This is a genomic window from Streptomyces monomycini, assembly GCF_022271435.1.
In the GTDB taxonomy this organism is placed as follows: domain Bacteria; phylum Actinomycetota; class Actinomycetes; order Streptomycetales; family Streptomycetaceae; genus Streptomyces; species Streptomyces monomycini.
The window spans coordinates 165,256-180,847 of record NZ_JAFIQY010000006.1; the positions used below are offsets into that span (position 1 = coordinate 165,256).

Genomic DNA, 15,592 nt, shown 5'->3' on the forward strand with positions numbered 1-15,592 from the left:
CACTCGACGGACCCGAGCGTGCTCCCGACCGGAGGGTGGGCACCGTGCGGATGTACCCCGAGCCGACGGGCGAGGTGCGTATGAGTCTGTCACTGCGCTTCGCCGCCGGATCGCACAAGGGCATGATCCGGGAGGGCAACGAGGACTCCGGTTACGCCGGCCCGCGCCTGCTCGCCATCGCCGACGGCATGGGCGGCCAGGCCGCGGGCGAGGTCGCCTCCTCCGAGGTGATCTCCACCCTCGTCCAGCTCGACGACGACGTCCCCGGCTCCGACATCCTCACCTCCCTCGGTACGGCCGTCCAGCGCGCCAACGACCAGCTGCGCGTCATGGTCGAGGAGGACCCGCAGCTGGAGGGCATGGGCACGACCCTGACCGCCCTGCTGTGGACCGGGCAGCGGCTCGGCCTCGTCCACGTCGGCGACTCCCGCGCCTACCTGCTGCGCGACGGCGTCCTGACGCAGATCACGCAGGACCACACCTGGGTGCAGCGGCTCGTCGACGAGGGCCGGATCACCGAGGAGGAAGCCACCACCCACCCGCAGCGCTCCCTGCTGATGCGCGCGCTGGGCAGCGGCGACCACGTCGAGCCCGACCTGTCCATCCGCGAGGTACGGGCCGGTGACCGCTACCTGATCTGCTCGGACGGCCTGTCCGGCGTGGTCAGCCACCAGACCCTCGAAGACACCCTCGCCAGCTACCACGGCCCGCACGAGACGGTGCAGGAACTGATCCAGCTGGCGCTGCGCGGCGGCGGCCCGGACAACATCACCTGCATCGTCGCCGACGTCCTGGACGTCGACGCCGGTGACACCCTCGCGGGTCACCTCAACGACACCCCGGTCGTCGTCGGTGCCGTCGCCGAGAACCAGAACCAGCTCAGCGACCCCAGCACGATGCAGACGCCGGCCGCCCGCGCCGCCGAACTGGGCCGCCACCGGGACACGCCGCAGAGCGCGCCGGGCGGCTCCTTCGGCCCGCCGGGCAGCGGCGACAACGGCGTCACGGGCCCGCCGCAGGGCTCGTTCGGCGCGTTCACGGACGAGGAGTTCCTCAAGCCGGAGCGCGGCCGGGGCCGGTGGATCAAGCGTTCGCTGATCATCGTGCTGGCGCTGGCCGTGGTCGGCGGCGGTCTGTACGCGGGCTACCGCTGGACGCAGACGCAGTACTTCGTCGGCGCCAAGGACGACCACGTCGCGCTGTACCAGGGCATCAGCCAGGATCTCGCCTGGATCAAGCTCAACAACGTCGACGAGGACCATCCGGAGATCGAACTCAAGTACCTCCCCGTCTACCAGCGCAACCAGGTCAAGGAGACCATCGCCGTCGACAGCCGCAACCAGGCGATCGACAAGGTCACCGAGCTGGGCAAGCAGGCCAACGCCTGCCGCTCGAAGGAGACGCGGGAGACGGCGGAGCGCGAGGCGGCCCGTAAGAAGGCCGAGAAAGACGCCCGAAAGAGCAACAAGCCCGGCAAGCCCGGCGCGCCCCAGGCGACTCCGAAACCCACACCCACCACCAGCCAGACGCCCCCCTCCGAGGAGCAGCAGAAGCTGGAAAAGAATTGCAGCACCCAGCAGTGAGGGCGTAGGGGGCCGTAGAACTGATGAGCAGTACCACCACCACGACCACCGTGGGCACGATCGGTGCCCCGAGCCGCCGCAACACCGAGCTGGCCATGCTCGTCTTCGCGGTCCTCATCGCGGTGTTCGCGTACATCAACGTGGGCCTGGCCAAGGAAGGCTCGGTCCCGGCCGGCGTACTCGGCTACGCCCTCGGCCTCGGCCTGCTGGCCGGCATCACCCACCTCGTCGTCCGCAAGTGGGCGCCGTACGCCGACCCGCTGATGCTGCCCATCGCGACCCTTCTCAACGGTCTCGGCCTGGTCTTCATCTGGCGCCTGGACCAGGAACCGCAGATCACCACCAAGCAGCTGGGCGGCGCGATGGCGCCCGGACAGCTGATGTGGTCGACGCTCGGCGTCGCCCTCTTCCTCGGCGTGCTGATCTTCCTGAAGGACCACCGCGTCCTGCAGCGCTACACCTACATCTCGATGGTCGTCGCGCTGGTCCTGCTGATCGCCCCGATCTTCTTCCCGGCCAAGTTCGGCGCCCGCATCTGGATCACCATCCCCGGTGTCGGTTCGCTGCAGCCCGGTGAGTTCGCCAAGATCGTCATCGCGATCTTCTTCGCGGGCTATCTCATGGTCAAACGGGACGCGCTGGCGCTGGCCAGCCGCCGCTTCATGGGCCTGTACCTGCCGCGCGGCCGCGACCTCGGCCCGATCCTGGTCATCTGGGCGCTGAGCCTGATGATCCTGGTCTTCGAGACCGACCTCGGTACGTCCCTGCTGTTCTTCGGCCTGTTCGTGATCATGCTGTACGTGGCCACCGAGCGGACCAGCTGGATCGTCTTCGGCCTGCTGCTCAGCGCCGGCGGCGCGGTCGCGGTGGCCACCTTCGAGTCGCACGTGCAGGAGCGGGTGCAGAACTGGCTCAACCCCCTACAGCTGATCAACGGCGGCGTCACCGAGACCGCCCAGGCCATGTACTCCTTCGGCTCCGGCGGCATCCTCGGCTCCGGCCTCGGCCAGGGCTACTCCCGCCTGATCGGCGGCATCGCGCCCAAGAGCGACTACATCCTCGCCACCGTCGGCGAGGAAGCCGGACTCGCCGGCGTGATGGCGGTCCTGCTGCTGTACGGCCTGCTCATCGAGCGCGGCATCCGTACGGCACTGGCCGCCCGCGACCCGTTCGGCAAGCTCCTCGCCATCGGTCTGTCCGGCGCCTTCGCCCTCCAGGTCTTCGTCGTCGCCGGCGGTGTCACCGGCCTGATCCCGCTGACCGGCATGACGATGCCGTTCCTCGCACAGGGCGGCTCCTCCGTCATCGCGAACTGGGCCCTGGTCGCGATCCTGCTGCGCATCAGCGACACCGCCCGTCGTCCCGCCCCGGCCCCCGCGCCCTCGACCGACGCCGAGATGACCCAGGTGGTCCGCCCGTGAACAAGCCTCTGCGCCGCGTTGCCATCTTCTGCGGCCTGCTGGTTCTCTCCCTGCTCATCCGCGTCAACTGGGTGCAGTTCGTCCAGGCCGACGAGCTGAAGAACGACACGCACAACCGGCGCGTGGCCATCGAGCGCTACAGCCAGCCGCGCGGCAACATCATCGTCGATGGCAAGGCCGTCACCGGCTCGACCACCAACGAGAGCGGCGACTTCAAGTACAAGCGGACCTACAAGGACGGCCCGATGTGGGCGCCGGTCACCGGCTACGCGTCCCAGGCGTTCGGCTCCAACCAGCTCGAAAAGCTCAACGACAGCATCCTGTCCGGAACCGACGACAAGCTCTTCTTCAGCCGTACGGTCGACATGTTCACCGGCGACAAGCAAAAGGGCGGCGACGTCGTCACCACCCTGAACGCCAAGGCGCAGAAGGCCGCCTACGAGGGCCTGGGCAAGAGCAAGGGCGCGGTCGCCGCGATCAACCCGGAGACCGGCGCGATCCTGGCGCTGGCCAGCACCCCGTCGTACGACCCCTCCACCTTCGCCGGCATGTCCGACAAGGACGCCAAGGCGTACAACGGGCTGCTGAAGAAGAACAACCCGGACGACCCGATGCTCAACCGGGCGCTGCGCCAGACCTACCCGCCGGGCTCCACCTTCAAGGTCGTCACCGCCGCCGCGGCGCTGGAGAACGGCCTCTACACCGACATCAACGCCAAGACCGACTCGCCGCTGCCCTGGTACCTGCCGGACACCGCGCACCAGCCGCTGAACAACGAGGGCAACATCCCCTGCGAGAACGCCAGCCTCAAGGAAGCGCTGCGCTGGTCCTGCAACACCGTCTTCGGCAAGATCAGCGCCGACCTCGGCAACAAGAAGATGAAGGCCGAGGCCGAGAAGTTCGGCTACAACGACCCTGAGGTCGACACCCCGGTACGGGCCGCCGAGAGCGTCTACCCGACCGACAACCGGCCGCAGAACGCGATGGCCGGCATCGGCCAGGCGTCCAACCGCGCCACCCCGCTGCAGATGGCCATGGTCACCGCGGCCATCGCCAACGGCGGCAAGCTGATGAAGCCGTACATGGTCGACCAGCTGGTGGCCCCCAACCTCAACGTCGTGCAGCAGCACACGCCGGAGGCGATGAGCCAGCCGCTCAAGCCGGAGAACGCCCAGAAGCTCCAGGAGATGATGGAGGGTGTCGTCAAGAACGGCACCGGCACCAACGGCCAGATCGACGGGGTCACCGTCGGCGGCAAGACCGGCACCGCCCAGCACGGCGAGAACAACAAGGACAACCCGTACGCCTGGTTCATCTCCTACGCCAAGACCTCCAAGGGAACGCCGGTGGCCGTCGCCGTCGTGATCGAGGGCTCGGACACGCTCCGCGGCGACATCGCGGGCGGCAAGCTGGCCGCCCCCATCGCCAAGAAGGTCATGGAGGCGGTACTCGACGGCAAGAAGTGACCCCGGTCACGCCAATACCGGTCGGATATCAGGTGCCGGTCGCGACCGGGCCCCGCACGGCGTGCCGGGTACGGTATGCCCGAACAGCACACCGCCGGACCACACACGGGTGCGGTCGGGACTGACGGAGAGGGCTGGAGAAGCTTATGGAAGAGCCGCGTCGCCTCGGCGGCCGGTACGAGCTGGGCTCGGTGCTCGGCCGCGGTGGCATGGCCGAGGTCTACCTCGCCCACGACACCCGCCTGGGCCGCACCGTCGCTGTGAAGACGCTGCGCGTGGACCTCGCCCGCGACCCGTCCTTCCAGGCCCGGTTCCGCCGTGAGGCCCAGTCGGCCGCCTCGCTGAACCATCCGTCGATCGTCGCGGTGTACGACACCGGCGAGGACTACGTCGACGGCGTCTCCATCCCGTACATCGTCATGGAGTACGTCGACGGCTCCACCCTGCGTGAGCTGCTGCACTCCGGCCGCAAGCTGCTGCCCGAACGGTCGCTGGAGATGACCATCGGCGTGCTCCAGGCGCTGGAGTACTCCCACCGGGCCGGCATCGTCCACCGCGACATCAAGCCGGCCAACGTCATGCTGACCCGCACCGGCCAGGTGAAGGTCATGGACTTCGGCATCGCCCGGGCGATGGGCGACGCCGGTATGACGATGACGCAGACCGCCGCGGTCATCGGCACGGCGCAGTACCTCTCGCCCGAGCAGGCCAAGGGCGAGCAGGTCGACGCCCGCTCCGACCTGTACTCGACCGGCTGCCTGCTCTACGAACTGCTCACCGTTCGGCCGCCCTTCGTCGGCGACTCGCCCGTCGCCGTGGCCTACCAGCACGTACGGGAAGAACCGCAGCCGCCGAGCAACTTCGACCCCGAGATCACGCCGGAGATGGACGCCATCGTCCTCAAGGCGCTGGTCAAGGACCCGGACTACCGCTACCAGTCGGCGGACGAGATGCGCGCCGACATCGAGGCGGCCCTCGACGGGCAGCCGGTCGCGGCCACCGCCGCCCTCGGCGCGGTCGGCTACGACCAGGACCAGCCGACGGCGATGCTGCGTCCGCAGGACCCGGCCGGCCAGACGTCGATGCTGCCGCCGATGAACCCGGACGACGGCGGTTACGGCTACGACGAGCGGCCCGACCGGCGCCGCGGCGGTGGCGGCCAGAAGAAGAAGCACACCTCCACGATCATGCTCGTCGTCGCGGGCGTCCTCGTCCTGGCCGGTGCGATCTTCATCGGCAAGGCGATGTTCAACAACACGAACACCAGCAACGACGTCAAGGTGCCGGAGCTGACCGGGAAGACCCTGGAACAGGCCAAGTCGGCCGGCGTCAACGGCGGCTTCAAGGTCTCCAAGGGCGGCAGCACGGCCTGCGAGAACGTCGAGAAGGACCAGATCACCAAGCAGGAACCGGCCGTCGGCGGGACGGTCGCCAAGGACGGCACGGTGACGGTGACGCTGTGCACCGGGCCGGAGAAGGTCACCATCCCCGATGTCACGGGCCTGACCTTCGACAAGGCGAAGGACGACCTGAAGAACAAGGGCTTCGAGGACGTCCAGAAGACCGAGCGGGTCTCGGAACGCCCGGAGGGCACGGTCGTCGACCAGGACCCCAAGGGCCAGAGCGAGGGCACCAAGAAGACCAAGATCACGCTGGTGGTCGCCAAGAAGTCGCCCACGACGACGGTGCCGCCGGTGACCGGGCAGGACTTCAACACCGCGCAGAAGCAGCTCACCGACCTCGGTTTCCAGGTCGGCAAGAACGAGCAGGAGGTCTCCGACCCGAACCAGGTCGGCAAGGTCACCGCGCAGTCCCCGGGCGGCAACTCGCAGGCCCGGAACGGGTCCACGATCACGCTGACCGTCGGCAAGGCCGCCGAGCAGAAGCCGGTGCCCACCGTCGTCGGCCAGTCCGTCAAGGACGCCAAGAAGGCCTTGCAGGACGCCGGCTTCACGAACATCCAGTTCGCGGGCGGCAGCTCGCAGGACGACAAGGCCCGCGTGATCACCCAGGACCCGCAGCCCAACACCCCGTCGGCCCCCGGCTCCACGACGGTGACGCTCACCACGATGGGCGGTCCCAGCGGGGACGGTGGTGACGGCGACAGCGGTGACGACGGTGGCGTCATAGGCGGTTGGTGGGGACGGCACAACAGGCACTGACGGGTCACCGTCGGAGTACGGGAAAGCCCCGGCGCCCTTCTGGGGGGCCGGGGCTTTGCCGTGGGCGGGGCTGTCCGCCGTGGCCGCTACGGGTCGTCGGGGCGGGACCGGCCGTGGGGCCGGTCCCGGCCTCAGCGCAGTTCCTTCGGCGGGGTGCGCCGGGCGTCGACCTTCTCGGTGCGCTCCAGCTCGCCCCAGACGATGTAGCGGTACGTGGAGGTGTAGACCGGCGTGCAGGTCGTGAGCGTGATGTAGCGGCCCGGCTTGCGCTTGCCGGACTCCTTGGGGACGTCGTCCAGGACGTCGACGTTGTACTTCGAGGTCTCGTCCAAGGACGCGTAGACCTTGTAGATGTACCAGGTGTCCTTGGACTCGAAGACGATCGGATCGCCGTCCTTGAGCTTGTCGATGTTGTGGAACTTCGCGCCGTGCCCGTCGCGGTGCGCGGCGAGCGAGAAGTTGCCCTTCTTGTCCTGCGGAAGGGCCGACTTGACGGGCTCGGTGTAGTAGCCGGCGACGCCCTCGTTCAGGACGTCGGGGTCGATGCCCTTCTTGACGAGCACCTCGCCGTTCTTCATCGCCGGGACGTGCAGGAAGCCGATGCCGTCCTTGGTGTCGAGCGCGCCGGGGCCCTTCGGGGCCTGTGCCCAGTTCTTGCGCACCGTGTCGCCCTGCTTGTGCGCCTCGCGGTCGGCGAGGACGTTCGTCCACCACAGCGAGTAGACGACGAAGAGGGCCAGGATCAGCCCCGCCGTGATCAGCAGTTCTCCGACGACGCTGACGACGGCGGCGATGCGCCCGCGCAGGCGGCGCGGCGGCGTGGACGCCGGCGGCTCCGCCGCCGGGCCGGTGTCCTCGTCGTGTCCGGTGGCAGTCACCGCGTGGTACCCCTCTTACATTCGCTCAGCTGACGAGCGCATCCGGCTTGCCCTTGCTCCGCGGCCGCTCCTCGACCATCTTGCCCCAGACGATCATCCGGTAGGTACTGGTGAATTCGGGCGTGCAGGTCGTCAGCGTGAGGTAGCGGCCGGGGCGGGTGAACCCGGATCGCCTCGGCACCGGATCGAGCACCGCGATGTCCCGGGGCGAGGTCTGCGGCAGGATGCTCTCCATCGTGTACGTGTAGTACGTGCTGCGCGTCTCGACGACGATCTTGTCGCCCTTGGTGAGCTTGTTGATGTAGCGGAACGGCTCACCGTGCGTGTTGCGGTGGCCGGCCACCGCGAAGTTGCCCTGCTTGTCCCAGGGCATCGCGGTCTTCACGCTGTTCTTGTCGTAGTGGCCGACCATGCCGCGGTCCAGCACCGCGGGCTTGTCGATGCCCTCGGCGATCGGGACCTTCACGTCCAGCTTGGGGATGTACATGATGGCGAAGCCCTGGCCGGCCGAGAAGGCGTCGGGCTTGCGGTCCTCGCCGCCCTCGTCCCACTCGTGCTCCAGGTTGCTGGCGGTGCCGCCGGCCTGCTGGTGCGCCAGGACGTTCGTCCACCACAGCTGGTAGGTGACGAAGAGCAGCATCAGCACGCCGAGGGTGATGAACACCTCGCCCACGGCGCGGCTGATGACGGTGCCCGGACTCTCCTTGCCGGCCCGCTCGGCGCGACGGGCCTCCAGCCGGGTCATGGGCACCGATGGCGCCTCAGCGGCCGAGGAGGAGGCGTCCGTACCGCCCGAATGGGAACCACGCCGTGCGCGCCTGTTACCGCGTTTGGCGGCCTCCTGAGCGGCTTTACGGCGTGCGGCACGGCCCCCGGTCGCCGGTGGCGTCGAGGCCGACGCGTCGGAGGCCGGGGCTTCGGGCTCGGTTTCACGTGAAACAACGTCCGGCCCGCCGTGCGCGACGCCTGCTTCCGTGGCCTGACGGAGCGCCATGGTCTCGGCGTCGAAGGCGGGATCCGGGTCGGCAGTACCGACCGGAGCACCGACCGGGCCCGGTACGTACGGCGGGTCCAGGACCGGGTTCAGGAACGGGTCCGGCGCGGGCTCGGGGCTCGGTGCGGGCGCTTGCACAGGCGTGGGCCCTGGTGCGGGCATGGACCCTGGTGCGGGCATGGACCCGGACGCCGGGGAACGGTCCGGACCGGATATCGCGCGGCCCTGTTCCTGGCCGTGAGCCTGGCTCTGGCCCTGTCCCTGCCCCTGTCCTTGCCCGTGGCCCGTGTTCTGCCCCTGCTGCTGCGCAGGGGGCGCCACCGGAGCCTGATGCGGCCGGAACCACGGAGAACCGCTCCGCCCGGAGGCGGGCTGCCCGGCCTGCGGAGACTGCACCGGCTGTGCGGGCCGCACCGGCTGAGCAGTCTGCCCTCGCTCCGACCGGCCGGGCCGCTCCGGCTGCGCACGCTCGTCCCGCTCGGAGCCCGGTCGCCCCGGTCCCGGTTCCCGTGCCGGCGGACGGCCGGGGAGCGGGTCCGTCAGCGGGTCGTCCAGCTGCCCGACGGCCGCCTCGAACGCCTCACGGTCGTACGGGCCGTCGGCGTCACGCGACGGGTCGTAGGACCTTCCCTCGCGCCCGCGGCGGAGGTCAGTCACGCGCCAACCTTGCCGACCACCGGGGCGAGCCCCGCCGAACGCTCCACCGCACCGGAGTCGCCGCACTCCACCAGCCAGTTGGCGAGCATCCGGTGGCCCCACTCGGTCAGGACCGACTCGGGGTGGAACTGGACGCCTTCGACGGGAAGTTCACGGTGCCGCAGCCCCATCGCCACGCCGGTCTCGGCGTCGTCGCCCGTCCAGGCGGTGACCACCATCTCGTCGGGGACGGTGCCGGGCTGTACGGCCAGGGAGTGGTAGCGGGTGGCGGTGAAGGGGGTGGGCAGGCCCTTGAAGACGCCCGCGCCCTCGTGGGAGACCAGCGAGGTCTTGCCGTGCAGCAGCTCGGGGGCCCGGCCCACCACACCGCCGTAGGCGACCGCCATCGACTGCAACCCGAGGCAGACCCCGAAGACCGGCACGCCCGTGTCGGCGCAGTGCCGGACCATGTCGACACAGACACCCGCCTGCTCGGGGGCGCCGGGGCCGGGAGAGAGCAGTACGCCGTCGAAGCCGTCCTGAGCATGCCGCAGCTCGACCTCGTCGTTGCGCAGCACCTCGCACTCGGCCCCGAGTTGGTAGAGGTACTGGACGAGGTTGAAAACGAAGCTGTCGTAGTTGTCGACGACAAGAATCCTCGCGGTCATCGGACGGCTCCCATCCCTCGGTCGACCGTGACGTCGTTGAAGGGGAGCAGCGGCTCCGCCCACGGGAAGACGTACTGGAAGAGCACATAGACGATCGCCAGCACCAGCACGAGGGAGATCAGCGCCCTCACCCATGCGTTGCCCGGCAGATGCCGCCAGATCCAGCCGTACATGCTGTCGCTGCCCCTACTTGCCGATGACGATGACCGTGTCGATCGATGTCGATCGCCCCACCAGACTAAAGGGCGAGGGCGGCGGCCGGGGGGTCAGCCGGTCAAAGCCGACGGCCTTCCGCGCTCCACGGGTTGGGTGGAATCCAGGTGTGCCCAGACGATCAGCCGGTGACTGTGGCCCCACTCCGGCTCGCAGGTCGTCAGCGTGAGGTACCGGCCCGGCCCGTTGTATCCCGATTTGCGCGGTACGGGGTCGATCACCCCGATGTCGGTGGGCACCGTCGTGTAGGGGCGCCGGTCGATCCGGTATGTGTACCAGGTCGTGCCGTCCGTGAGCACCACCGCGTCGCCCGGCCGCAGTTCGGGGAAGTCCTTGAACGGGTCACCGTAGGTGCGGCGGTGCCCGGCGACCGCGAAGTTGCCCGTCCCGCCGAGCCGCGCGGTGCGGTCGTAGTGGCCCAGCCCCTTCTTCAGGACGTCCGTCCCGGTGCCCTCCAGTACGGGCTTGCTCCAGTCGGCGCCGAACCGCGGGATGTACATCACGGCGAAGGACTTGCCGTTCTCGTACCGCGGTCGCTTTCCGGTTCCGCCGGGCTGCCCGGCGGCACCGTCCGGGGACGCGGTGGCGAGCGGGCCGGTGGACCACCGGTCCTGGAGTGCGCCGATCTCACCGTCCATCGCGCTGTCGGCCCGTACGCCGGTCCAGAACAGGACGTACACCACGAACAGCACGATCAGCGTGCCGACGGTGACGCACACCTCGCTGAACGTCCGTACGACCAGCCGCGCCACCGTGACGGGCCGCCGGCCCCGGCCGGCCCTGCCTTCCGCCCCGGGCCGCGCCGCCCTGGACCGCGCCGCCCCCCTGGACCGTGCCGTCATCGCGGACCGCCCCCTCCCCGGCCGCCGGCGCCGGTGCGGGCGGCCGGCGGATCACGGCTTCACAGGCTGTGCGTAGTGGAGATCCACTGTGCCGGAGTAGCCGGGCAGAGTCACCGTCTCGTGCTGGTCGACTTTCCAGCCGAGCCCGTAGGCGTTGACGTACTGCATGTAGTTCTGGATGGCCGGCGAAGCGGTCAGCGCCCTGCTCAGCTTCTCCCGGTCGCCGACGGCGGTGACCTTGTACGGGGGCGAGTAGACGCGGCCCTGGAGGATCAGGGTGTTGCCCACGCAGCGCACCGCGCTGGTGGAGATCAGCCGCTGGTCCATGACCCGGATCCCCTTGGCACCGCCCTGCCACAGGGCGTTGACCACGGCCTGCAGGTCCTGCTGGTGGATGACCAGATCGTTGGGCTGCGGCTCCGGCACGCCGGGGATCTTCGCGGTGGCGTTCGGCGGGGCGTCGGTGAGGGTGACGGTCATGCCCTGGCCGTCGACCGGCTTGGTGCCGGCGTTCTTCTCCAGCGCCGCGAGCCTGGCGTTCTCGGCCGCCGAGTTGCCGCTGTCCTGGTGCGCGAGGGTGTCGACCTCGTCGCGCAGTGCGGCGTTGCGCTCGTCGTGGGCGCCGTTCTTGTGGCTGCGTTCCTGGATGAGGTCGGACAGGCGCAGCATCGAGTCGTCGGAGCGCAGGTCCGTGCCGCGCGCGGTGTCGAAACTCAGCCAGAAGATCAGTCCGGCGAGCGCGAAGACGCCCAGGGTCAACAGACGCACCGGCCGCAGGCGGCGGCGCGGCGGGCGGCCGGGGGAGTCAGCGGAAGTGCTCAACGTACCCTTGCTCCTTACGACGCCGCGGAAGCACTACGCTAACGGACGCCCGGGGAGGGAATCCGCTCCCCGTCGCGTCCCCGCCCGGCCCGCGTCAGCATCATCCGCCCTCAGTGCGGTCACGCAGATCATCGACAGGAGAGTTCCTCGTGCCGAAGTCACGGATCCGCAAGAAGGACGACTTCACGCCGCCGCCGGCGAAGCAGACGACCAGTCTGCGCATGAGTTCCGGCCGGGGCTGGGTCGCCCCGGTGATGCTGGCGCTGTTTCTGATCGGTCTGGTGTGGATCGTGCTCTTCTATGTGACCGGGGGCGACATGCCCGTCAAGGCGATGGGCAACTGGAACATCGTGTGCGGGTTCGGCTTCATCGCGGTGGGCTTCGGCGTGTCCACCCAGTGGAAGTAGCCCGGACCAGCAGCTGTCCCCGGTGACACCGGTCATCGGGGACGGTGACACCCGGCAGGCGGACCCGCTCCGCGGTACGGCCGCACCCGGCCGGACGGCCACCGCGCCGCCCCTGCGCGAGCGTCGCCGCGCAAGCCATGCCCAAGGCCATCCACACAGTTATCCACAGCCGGGGAAAACTTCAGAAGATCTGTGGATAACTTCCCGGCCGTTGACGCCGGTGTGACCAGCGGTCCGTCACCCGGACCACCGTCCCGCCCCGTCCTGGCTGGGAAAACGCGCCTCTGTACAGGGTGGAACAGGCGTTCCCAACCCGGTGCACAAGATCCGACACGCGCTGTGGACAACCCGCACCCGAAGCGTGGACGTCCGGTACCCGGAGCGTGATCAATCCATACCGGAGCGCCTCCCGGCGCCCTCACGGTCCGGCACGGAAAGATCACGCAACGCACCCCGCCCGGACCGATCCCGGCACGCTCCGCGCCCGCCGCCCCTCACCCCACCAGCTGGACGGTCCGCACCCACACCACCGCGACGATCACCAGGAACGCCACCGCGAACGTCAGACCCTGCACCAGCGCCCGCCGCCCCCGCGGCGCGTGCACCATCCCGTACGTCACGGCCGCGCCCACGACCAGCCCGCCGACATGCGCCTGCCAGGCGATGTTGGGCCACGCGAACGTGAAGACCAGGTTGAGCGCCAGCAGGATCAGCACGGGCCGCATGTCGTAGTTCAGGCGGCGCATCAGTATGGCCGTCGCGCCGAGCAGCCCGAAGACCGCGCCGGACGCCCCCAGCGAGGGCTGGTTCTGCGCGGCGAGCAGGTACGACAGGGCGCTGCCGCCGAGCGCGGAGAGCAGGTAGAGCCCGATGAAGCGGACCCGTCCGAGGGCCGCCTCCAGCGGCGGGCCCAGCCACCACAGCGACAGCATGTTGAAGATGATGTGCATCGGCTCCTGGTGCAGGAAGGCCGCCGTCAGCAGGCGGTGGAACTCGCCCTCGGCGACGCCGATGAACGTCAGGTCCTCGGGGACGAAGGCCCCGCCGATCATCTCCAGGTTCTGGACCAGGCTGTCGCCCACCGCCAGCACCGCGATGAACACCGCGACGTTGATGCCGAGCAGGATCTTGGTGACCAGGCGGGTGTCCGCGGCGAGCGAGCCGCCCGCGAGCGTCCGGGGGGCGGTGGCCTGCGCCGTACGGCCCGTACCGCTGCCGCCGCGTACGCAGTCCGGGCACTGGAACCCGACCGACGCGCTGACCATGCACTCGGGGCAGACCGGCCGCTCGCAGCGCGTACAGCTGATGCCCGTCGCACGGTCCGGATGGCGGTAGCAGCCGGGCGCGGCGTCGCCCGCCCGCGCGTCCTGCGGCTCCTGTGGGCTGCCCGGCGCCTGGTCCATGGTCCCCTCGGTCCCTCGTCCGAATCCGTGCGGACGTCACCGCACGACGAAGTGCGCGCCCCACCCGATCTACGACCGGGCAGGGCGCAATGGTTCCCGCGGGTCCGCGGCCCGGGGCCGCTGCGGGTCTCCCGGGCCGGACGTCCGCGGTGACGCGGTACCGCGCGTCAGCGGGTCTCGACGACGACCGACTCGATCACGACGTCGTTGACCGGGCGGTCGGTGCGCGGGTTGGTCTGGGTCGCCGCGATGGCGTCCACGACCTTCTTGCCCGCGTCGCTGGTGACCTCGCCGAAGATGGTGTGCTTGCCGGTCAGCCAGGCGGTCGCGGAGACCGTGATGAAGAACTGCGAGCCGTTGGTGCCCGGGCCGGCGTTGGCCATGGCGAGCAGGTACGGCTTGTTGAAGGCCAGGTCCGGGTGGAACTCGTCCTTGAACTCGTACCCCGGGCCGCCGGTGCCGTTGCCCAGCGGGTCGCCGCCCTGGATCATGAAACCGCTGATCACCCGGTGGAAGACGGTGCCGTCGTACAGCTTCTCCGTGGACTTCCTGCCGGTCTCCGGGTGGGTCCACTCGCGCTCGCCCTTGGCGAGTTCGACGAAGTTCTTCACCGTCGTCGGGGCGTGGTTCGGCAGGAGCCGAATCTCGATGTCGCCCTGATTGGTCTTCAGGGTGGCGTAGAGCTCTTCAGCCACGATCTACCTTCCATAAGTCTGCACTGACGGTTCCCGATCCTCGCACGGCCGTGTGCCCCGCACCGGGACACCACCGCGTTCGGTTGTCCTTTCCGCCATCAGTACCGGCCGAACCGGCGCACGGCCCGGAAAACCGTGGCATTGTCATCGCAAGGCTCCGTATGGCCCCCAATGACCCGGATGCCCGCCCGCGCATGCCGTATGTCGCGCGGGCAGGCATGATCTTGAACCGGGTGGACAGGCGACACAGCAGACATCGGGGGACAACCCCCCGAGCCCCCCGGACACGCCACCGAGGAGGAGGATCCCGTGACCCGCAAGGACAGCGTGCGCGCGGCGACCAGTTCGGCCAAGGACAGCGTGCGACACGCGGCGGAGGTGGTGGCTCCGTATGCCGGTACGGCCAAGGACACCGCCACGCACTACGCGCACGAGGCCCGCACGCGACTGGCACCCAAGGTGGCCGAGGCCGCTCACCAGGCCCGCAGCCAGTACGACGCCCACCTGCAGCCGCGTATCGAGCACGCCCGCGGCGCCCTGCCGCCGAAGGTGGACGCCGCCGCGAGCCGCGCCGCCAAGCGCACCCGCAAGGCTGCCCGCCAGGCCGCCGAGTACACCGCCCCGCGCGTCGAGCACGCCGTGCACAGCGCACGCGCCGCCGCGGAACCGGTCCGCGAGCAGGCCGTGGCACGCGGCACGGCCGCCATCGCGGCCCTCCGTGGCCAGGTGTCGGCCAAGGAGATCGAGAAGCTCGTCAAGAAGCACAACCGCCGCCGCCGCGCCGGCAAGGCCGCCAAGCGGATCGCGGTCGTCGGCCTCCTCGCCGGCGGCGCCTACGCCGCCTGGAAGTGGTGGGACAAGCAGGCCAACCCGGACTGGCTGGTCGAGCCCCCCGCCCCCACCGAGGTCAGCGAACGCGCCAACCTGACCGCCGTGGACGGCACCGCGGAGGCGGCCGCCCTGGACCCGGAGGTCCAGGCCAAGCAGGCCGAAGCCGAAGCGGAGGAACGCGGCGGCCCCACCCCCTGACCCCGTGCCCTCCGGCGGCTCCCCGCCCCCGAAGTCTCCGGACCCGCCCGGCCCGCGCCGCAGCACCCCTCAGGAGTGCGCGGCACGGGCCGCTGCGCGTTCGGCACACCGGCGACAAATCCCCGGCCCGGACCGCAAAAAACCCCTCCCACCTGCACTGAAGCAAGCGGGAGGGGTCTGACCATGTGGAGCCTAGGGGAGTCGAACCCCTGACATCTGCCATGCAAAGACAGCGCTCTACCAACTGAGCTAAGGCCCCGTCGCGAACCAGGGTACCCGGTGCCCGGGAGGTTTCCCGACCGGGTATCGCCGCGCGCAGGTGCTCTCCGTAGGATGCTTCGCGAGATTCGCGGCAGCGAAGCGCGATCGGGGA

Annotated in this window: 14 protein-coding genes and 1 tRNA gene; 6 read left to right on the plus strand and 9 right to left on the minus strand. The window is 69.8% G+C overall.

From position 1 onward, the window contains the following. Nucleotides 1–80 precede the first annotated feature (80 nt). The 4 genes from JXZ78_RS10325 to pknB all read left to right on the plus strand — a co-directional run bounded on the left by JXZ78_RS10325 (nt 81) and on the right by pknB (nt 6,632). The gene (locus tag JXZ78_RS10325) at nt 81–1,583 is read left to right on the plus strand and encodes a PP2C family protein-serine/threonine phosphatase (protein ID WP_030017037.1); all 1,503 of its coding nucleotides are present in this window, start codon (nt 81–83) and stop codon (nt 1,581–1,583) included. 23 nt (nt 1,584–1,606) lie between these two features. Beyond that, nucleotides 1,607–3,004: an FtsW/RodA/SpoVE family cell cycle protein gene (locus JXZ78_RS10330; protein WP_030017038.1), complete on the plus strand. Its 1,398-nt coding sequence runs from the start codon at nt 1,607–1,609 to the stop codon at nt 3,002–3,004. Next, nucleotides 3,001–4,470 (plus strand): peptidoglycan D,D-transpeptidase FtsI family protein, encoded by a 1,470-nt coding sequence (locus tag JXZ78_RS10335; protein WP_030017039.1) that lies wholly within the window; start codon nt 3,001–3,003, stop codon nt 4,468–4,470. The genes JXZ78_RS10330 and JXZ78_RS10335 overlap by 4 nt, the downstream gene beginning before the upstream one ends. 146 nt (nt 4,471–4,616) lie before the next feature. Beyond that, a complete protein-coding gene (gene pknB / locus JXZ78_RS10340; protein WP_030017040.1) occupies nt 4,617–6,632 on the plus strand; it encodes a Stk1 family PASTA domain-containing Ser/Thr kinase in 2,016 nt (671 codons plus the stop codon). Nucleotides 6,633–6,763: 131 nt separating this feature from the next. Here the strand turns inward: pknB and JXZ78_RS10345 are convergent, their stop codons facing one another. The 6 genes from JXZ78_RS10345 to JXZ78_RS10370 all read right to left on the minus strand — a co-directional run bounded on the left by JXZ78_RS10345 (nt 6,764) and on the right by JXZ78_RS10370 (nt 11,685). Next, nucleotides 6,764–7,510, minus strand: coding sequence for a class E sortase (locus tag JXZ78_RS10345; RefSeq protein WP_030017041.1), 747 nt, complete (start codon nt 7,508–7,510; stop codon nt 6,764–6,766). A 25-nt stretch (nt 7,511–7,535) separates the two neighbouring features. Next, nucleotides 7,536–8,918 carry a class E sortase gene (locus JXZ78_RS10350; protein WP_425274945.1) on the minus strand — a complete coding sequence of 461 codons (1,383 nt, stop codon included), beginning with the start codon at nt 8,916–8,918 and terminating at the stop codon, nt 7,536–7,538. Nucleotides 8,919–9,157: 239 nt separating this feature from the next. Further along, nucleotides 9,158–9,808 carry an aminodeoxychorismate/anthranilate synthase component II gene (locus JXZ78_RS10355; RefSeq protein WP_030017043.1) on the minus strand — a complete coding sequence of 217 codons (651 nt, stop codon included), beginning with the start codon at nt 9,806–9,808 and terminating at the stop codon, nt 9,158–9,160. Beyond that, nucleotides 9,805–9,981 (minus strand): hypothetical protein, encoded by a 177-nt coding sequence (locus JXZ78_RS10360; RefSeq protein ID WP_030017044.1) that lies wholly within the window; start codon nt 9,979–9,981, stop codon nt 9,805–9,807. The genes JXZ78_RS10355 and JXZ78_RS10360 overlap by 4 nt, the downstream gene beginning before the upstream one ends. 93 nt (nt 9,982–10,074) lie before the next feature. Beyond that, nucleotides 10,075–10,773 (minus strand): class E sortase, encoded by a 699-nt coding sequence (locus JXZ78_RS10365; RefSeq protein WP_030017045.1) that lies wholly within the window; start codon nt 10,771–10,773, stop codon nt 10,075–10,077. Between the two features lie 141 nt (nt 10,774–10,914). After that, nucleotides 10,915–11,685 (minus strand): DUF881 domain-containing protein, encoded by a 771-nt coding sequence (locus JXZ78_RS10370; RefSeq protein WP_030017046.1) that lies wholly within the window; start codon nt 11,683–11,685, stop codon nt 10,915–10,917. A 149-nt stretch (nt 11,686–11,834) separates the two neighbouring features. On the opposite strand from JXZ78_RS10370, the gene crgA reads away from it, so the two are divergent. Beyond that, a complete protein-coding gene (gene crgA / locus JXZ78_RS10375) occupies nt 11,835–12,092 on the plus strand; it encodes a cell division protein CrgA (protein ID WP_030017047.1) in 258 nt (85 codons plus the stop codon). Nucleotides 12,093–12,586: 494 nt separating this feature from the next. Here the strand turns inward: crgA and JXZ78_RS10380 are convergent, their stop codons facing one another. Beyond that, nucleotides 12,587–13,495, minus strand: a complete 909-nt coding sequence (locus tag JXZ78_RS10380; protein WP_030017048.1) for a rhomboid family intramembrane serine protease — start codon at nt 13,493–13,495, stop codon at nt 12,587–12,589. 167 nt (nt 13,496–13,662) lie between these two features. Beyond that, complete coding sequence (locus JXZ78_RS10385) at nt 13,663–14,190, minus strand: peptidylprolyl isomerase (RefSeq protein WP_030017049.1); 528 nt, start codon at nt 14,188–14,190, stop codon at nt 13,663–13,665. A 309-nt stretch (nt 14,191–14,499) separates the two neighbouring features. Between JXZ78_RS10385 and JXZ78_RS10390 the strand changes: the two genes are divergently transcribed. Then, entirely contained in the window at nt 14,500–15,219 is a 720-nt protein-coding gene (locus JXZ78_RS10390; protein WP_030017050.1) for a DUF5324 family protein, read from the plus strand. 186 nt (nt 15,220–15,405) lie between these two features. On the opposite strand, the gene JXZ78_RS10395 is transcribed toward JXZ78_RS10390, so the two are convergent. Continuing rightward, nucleotides 15,406–15,478, minus strand: a tRNA-Ala gene (locus tag JXZ78_RS10395). Between the last annotated feature and the right edge of the window lie 114 nt (nt 15,479–15,592).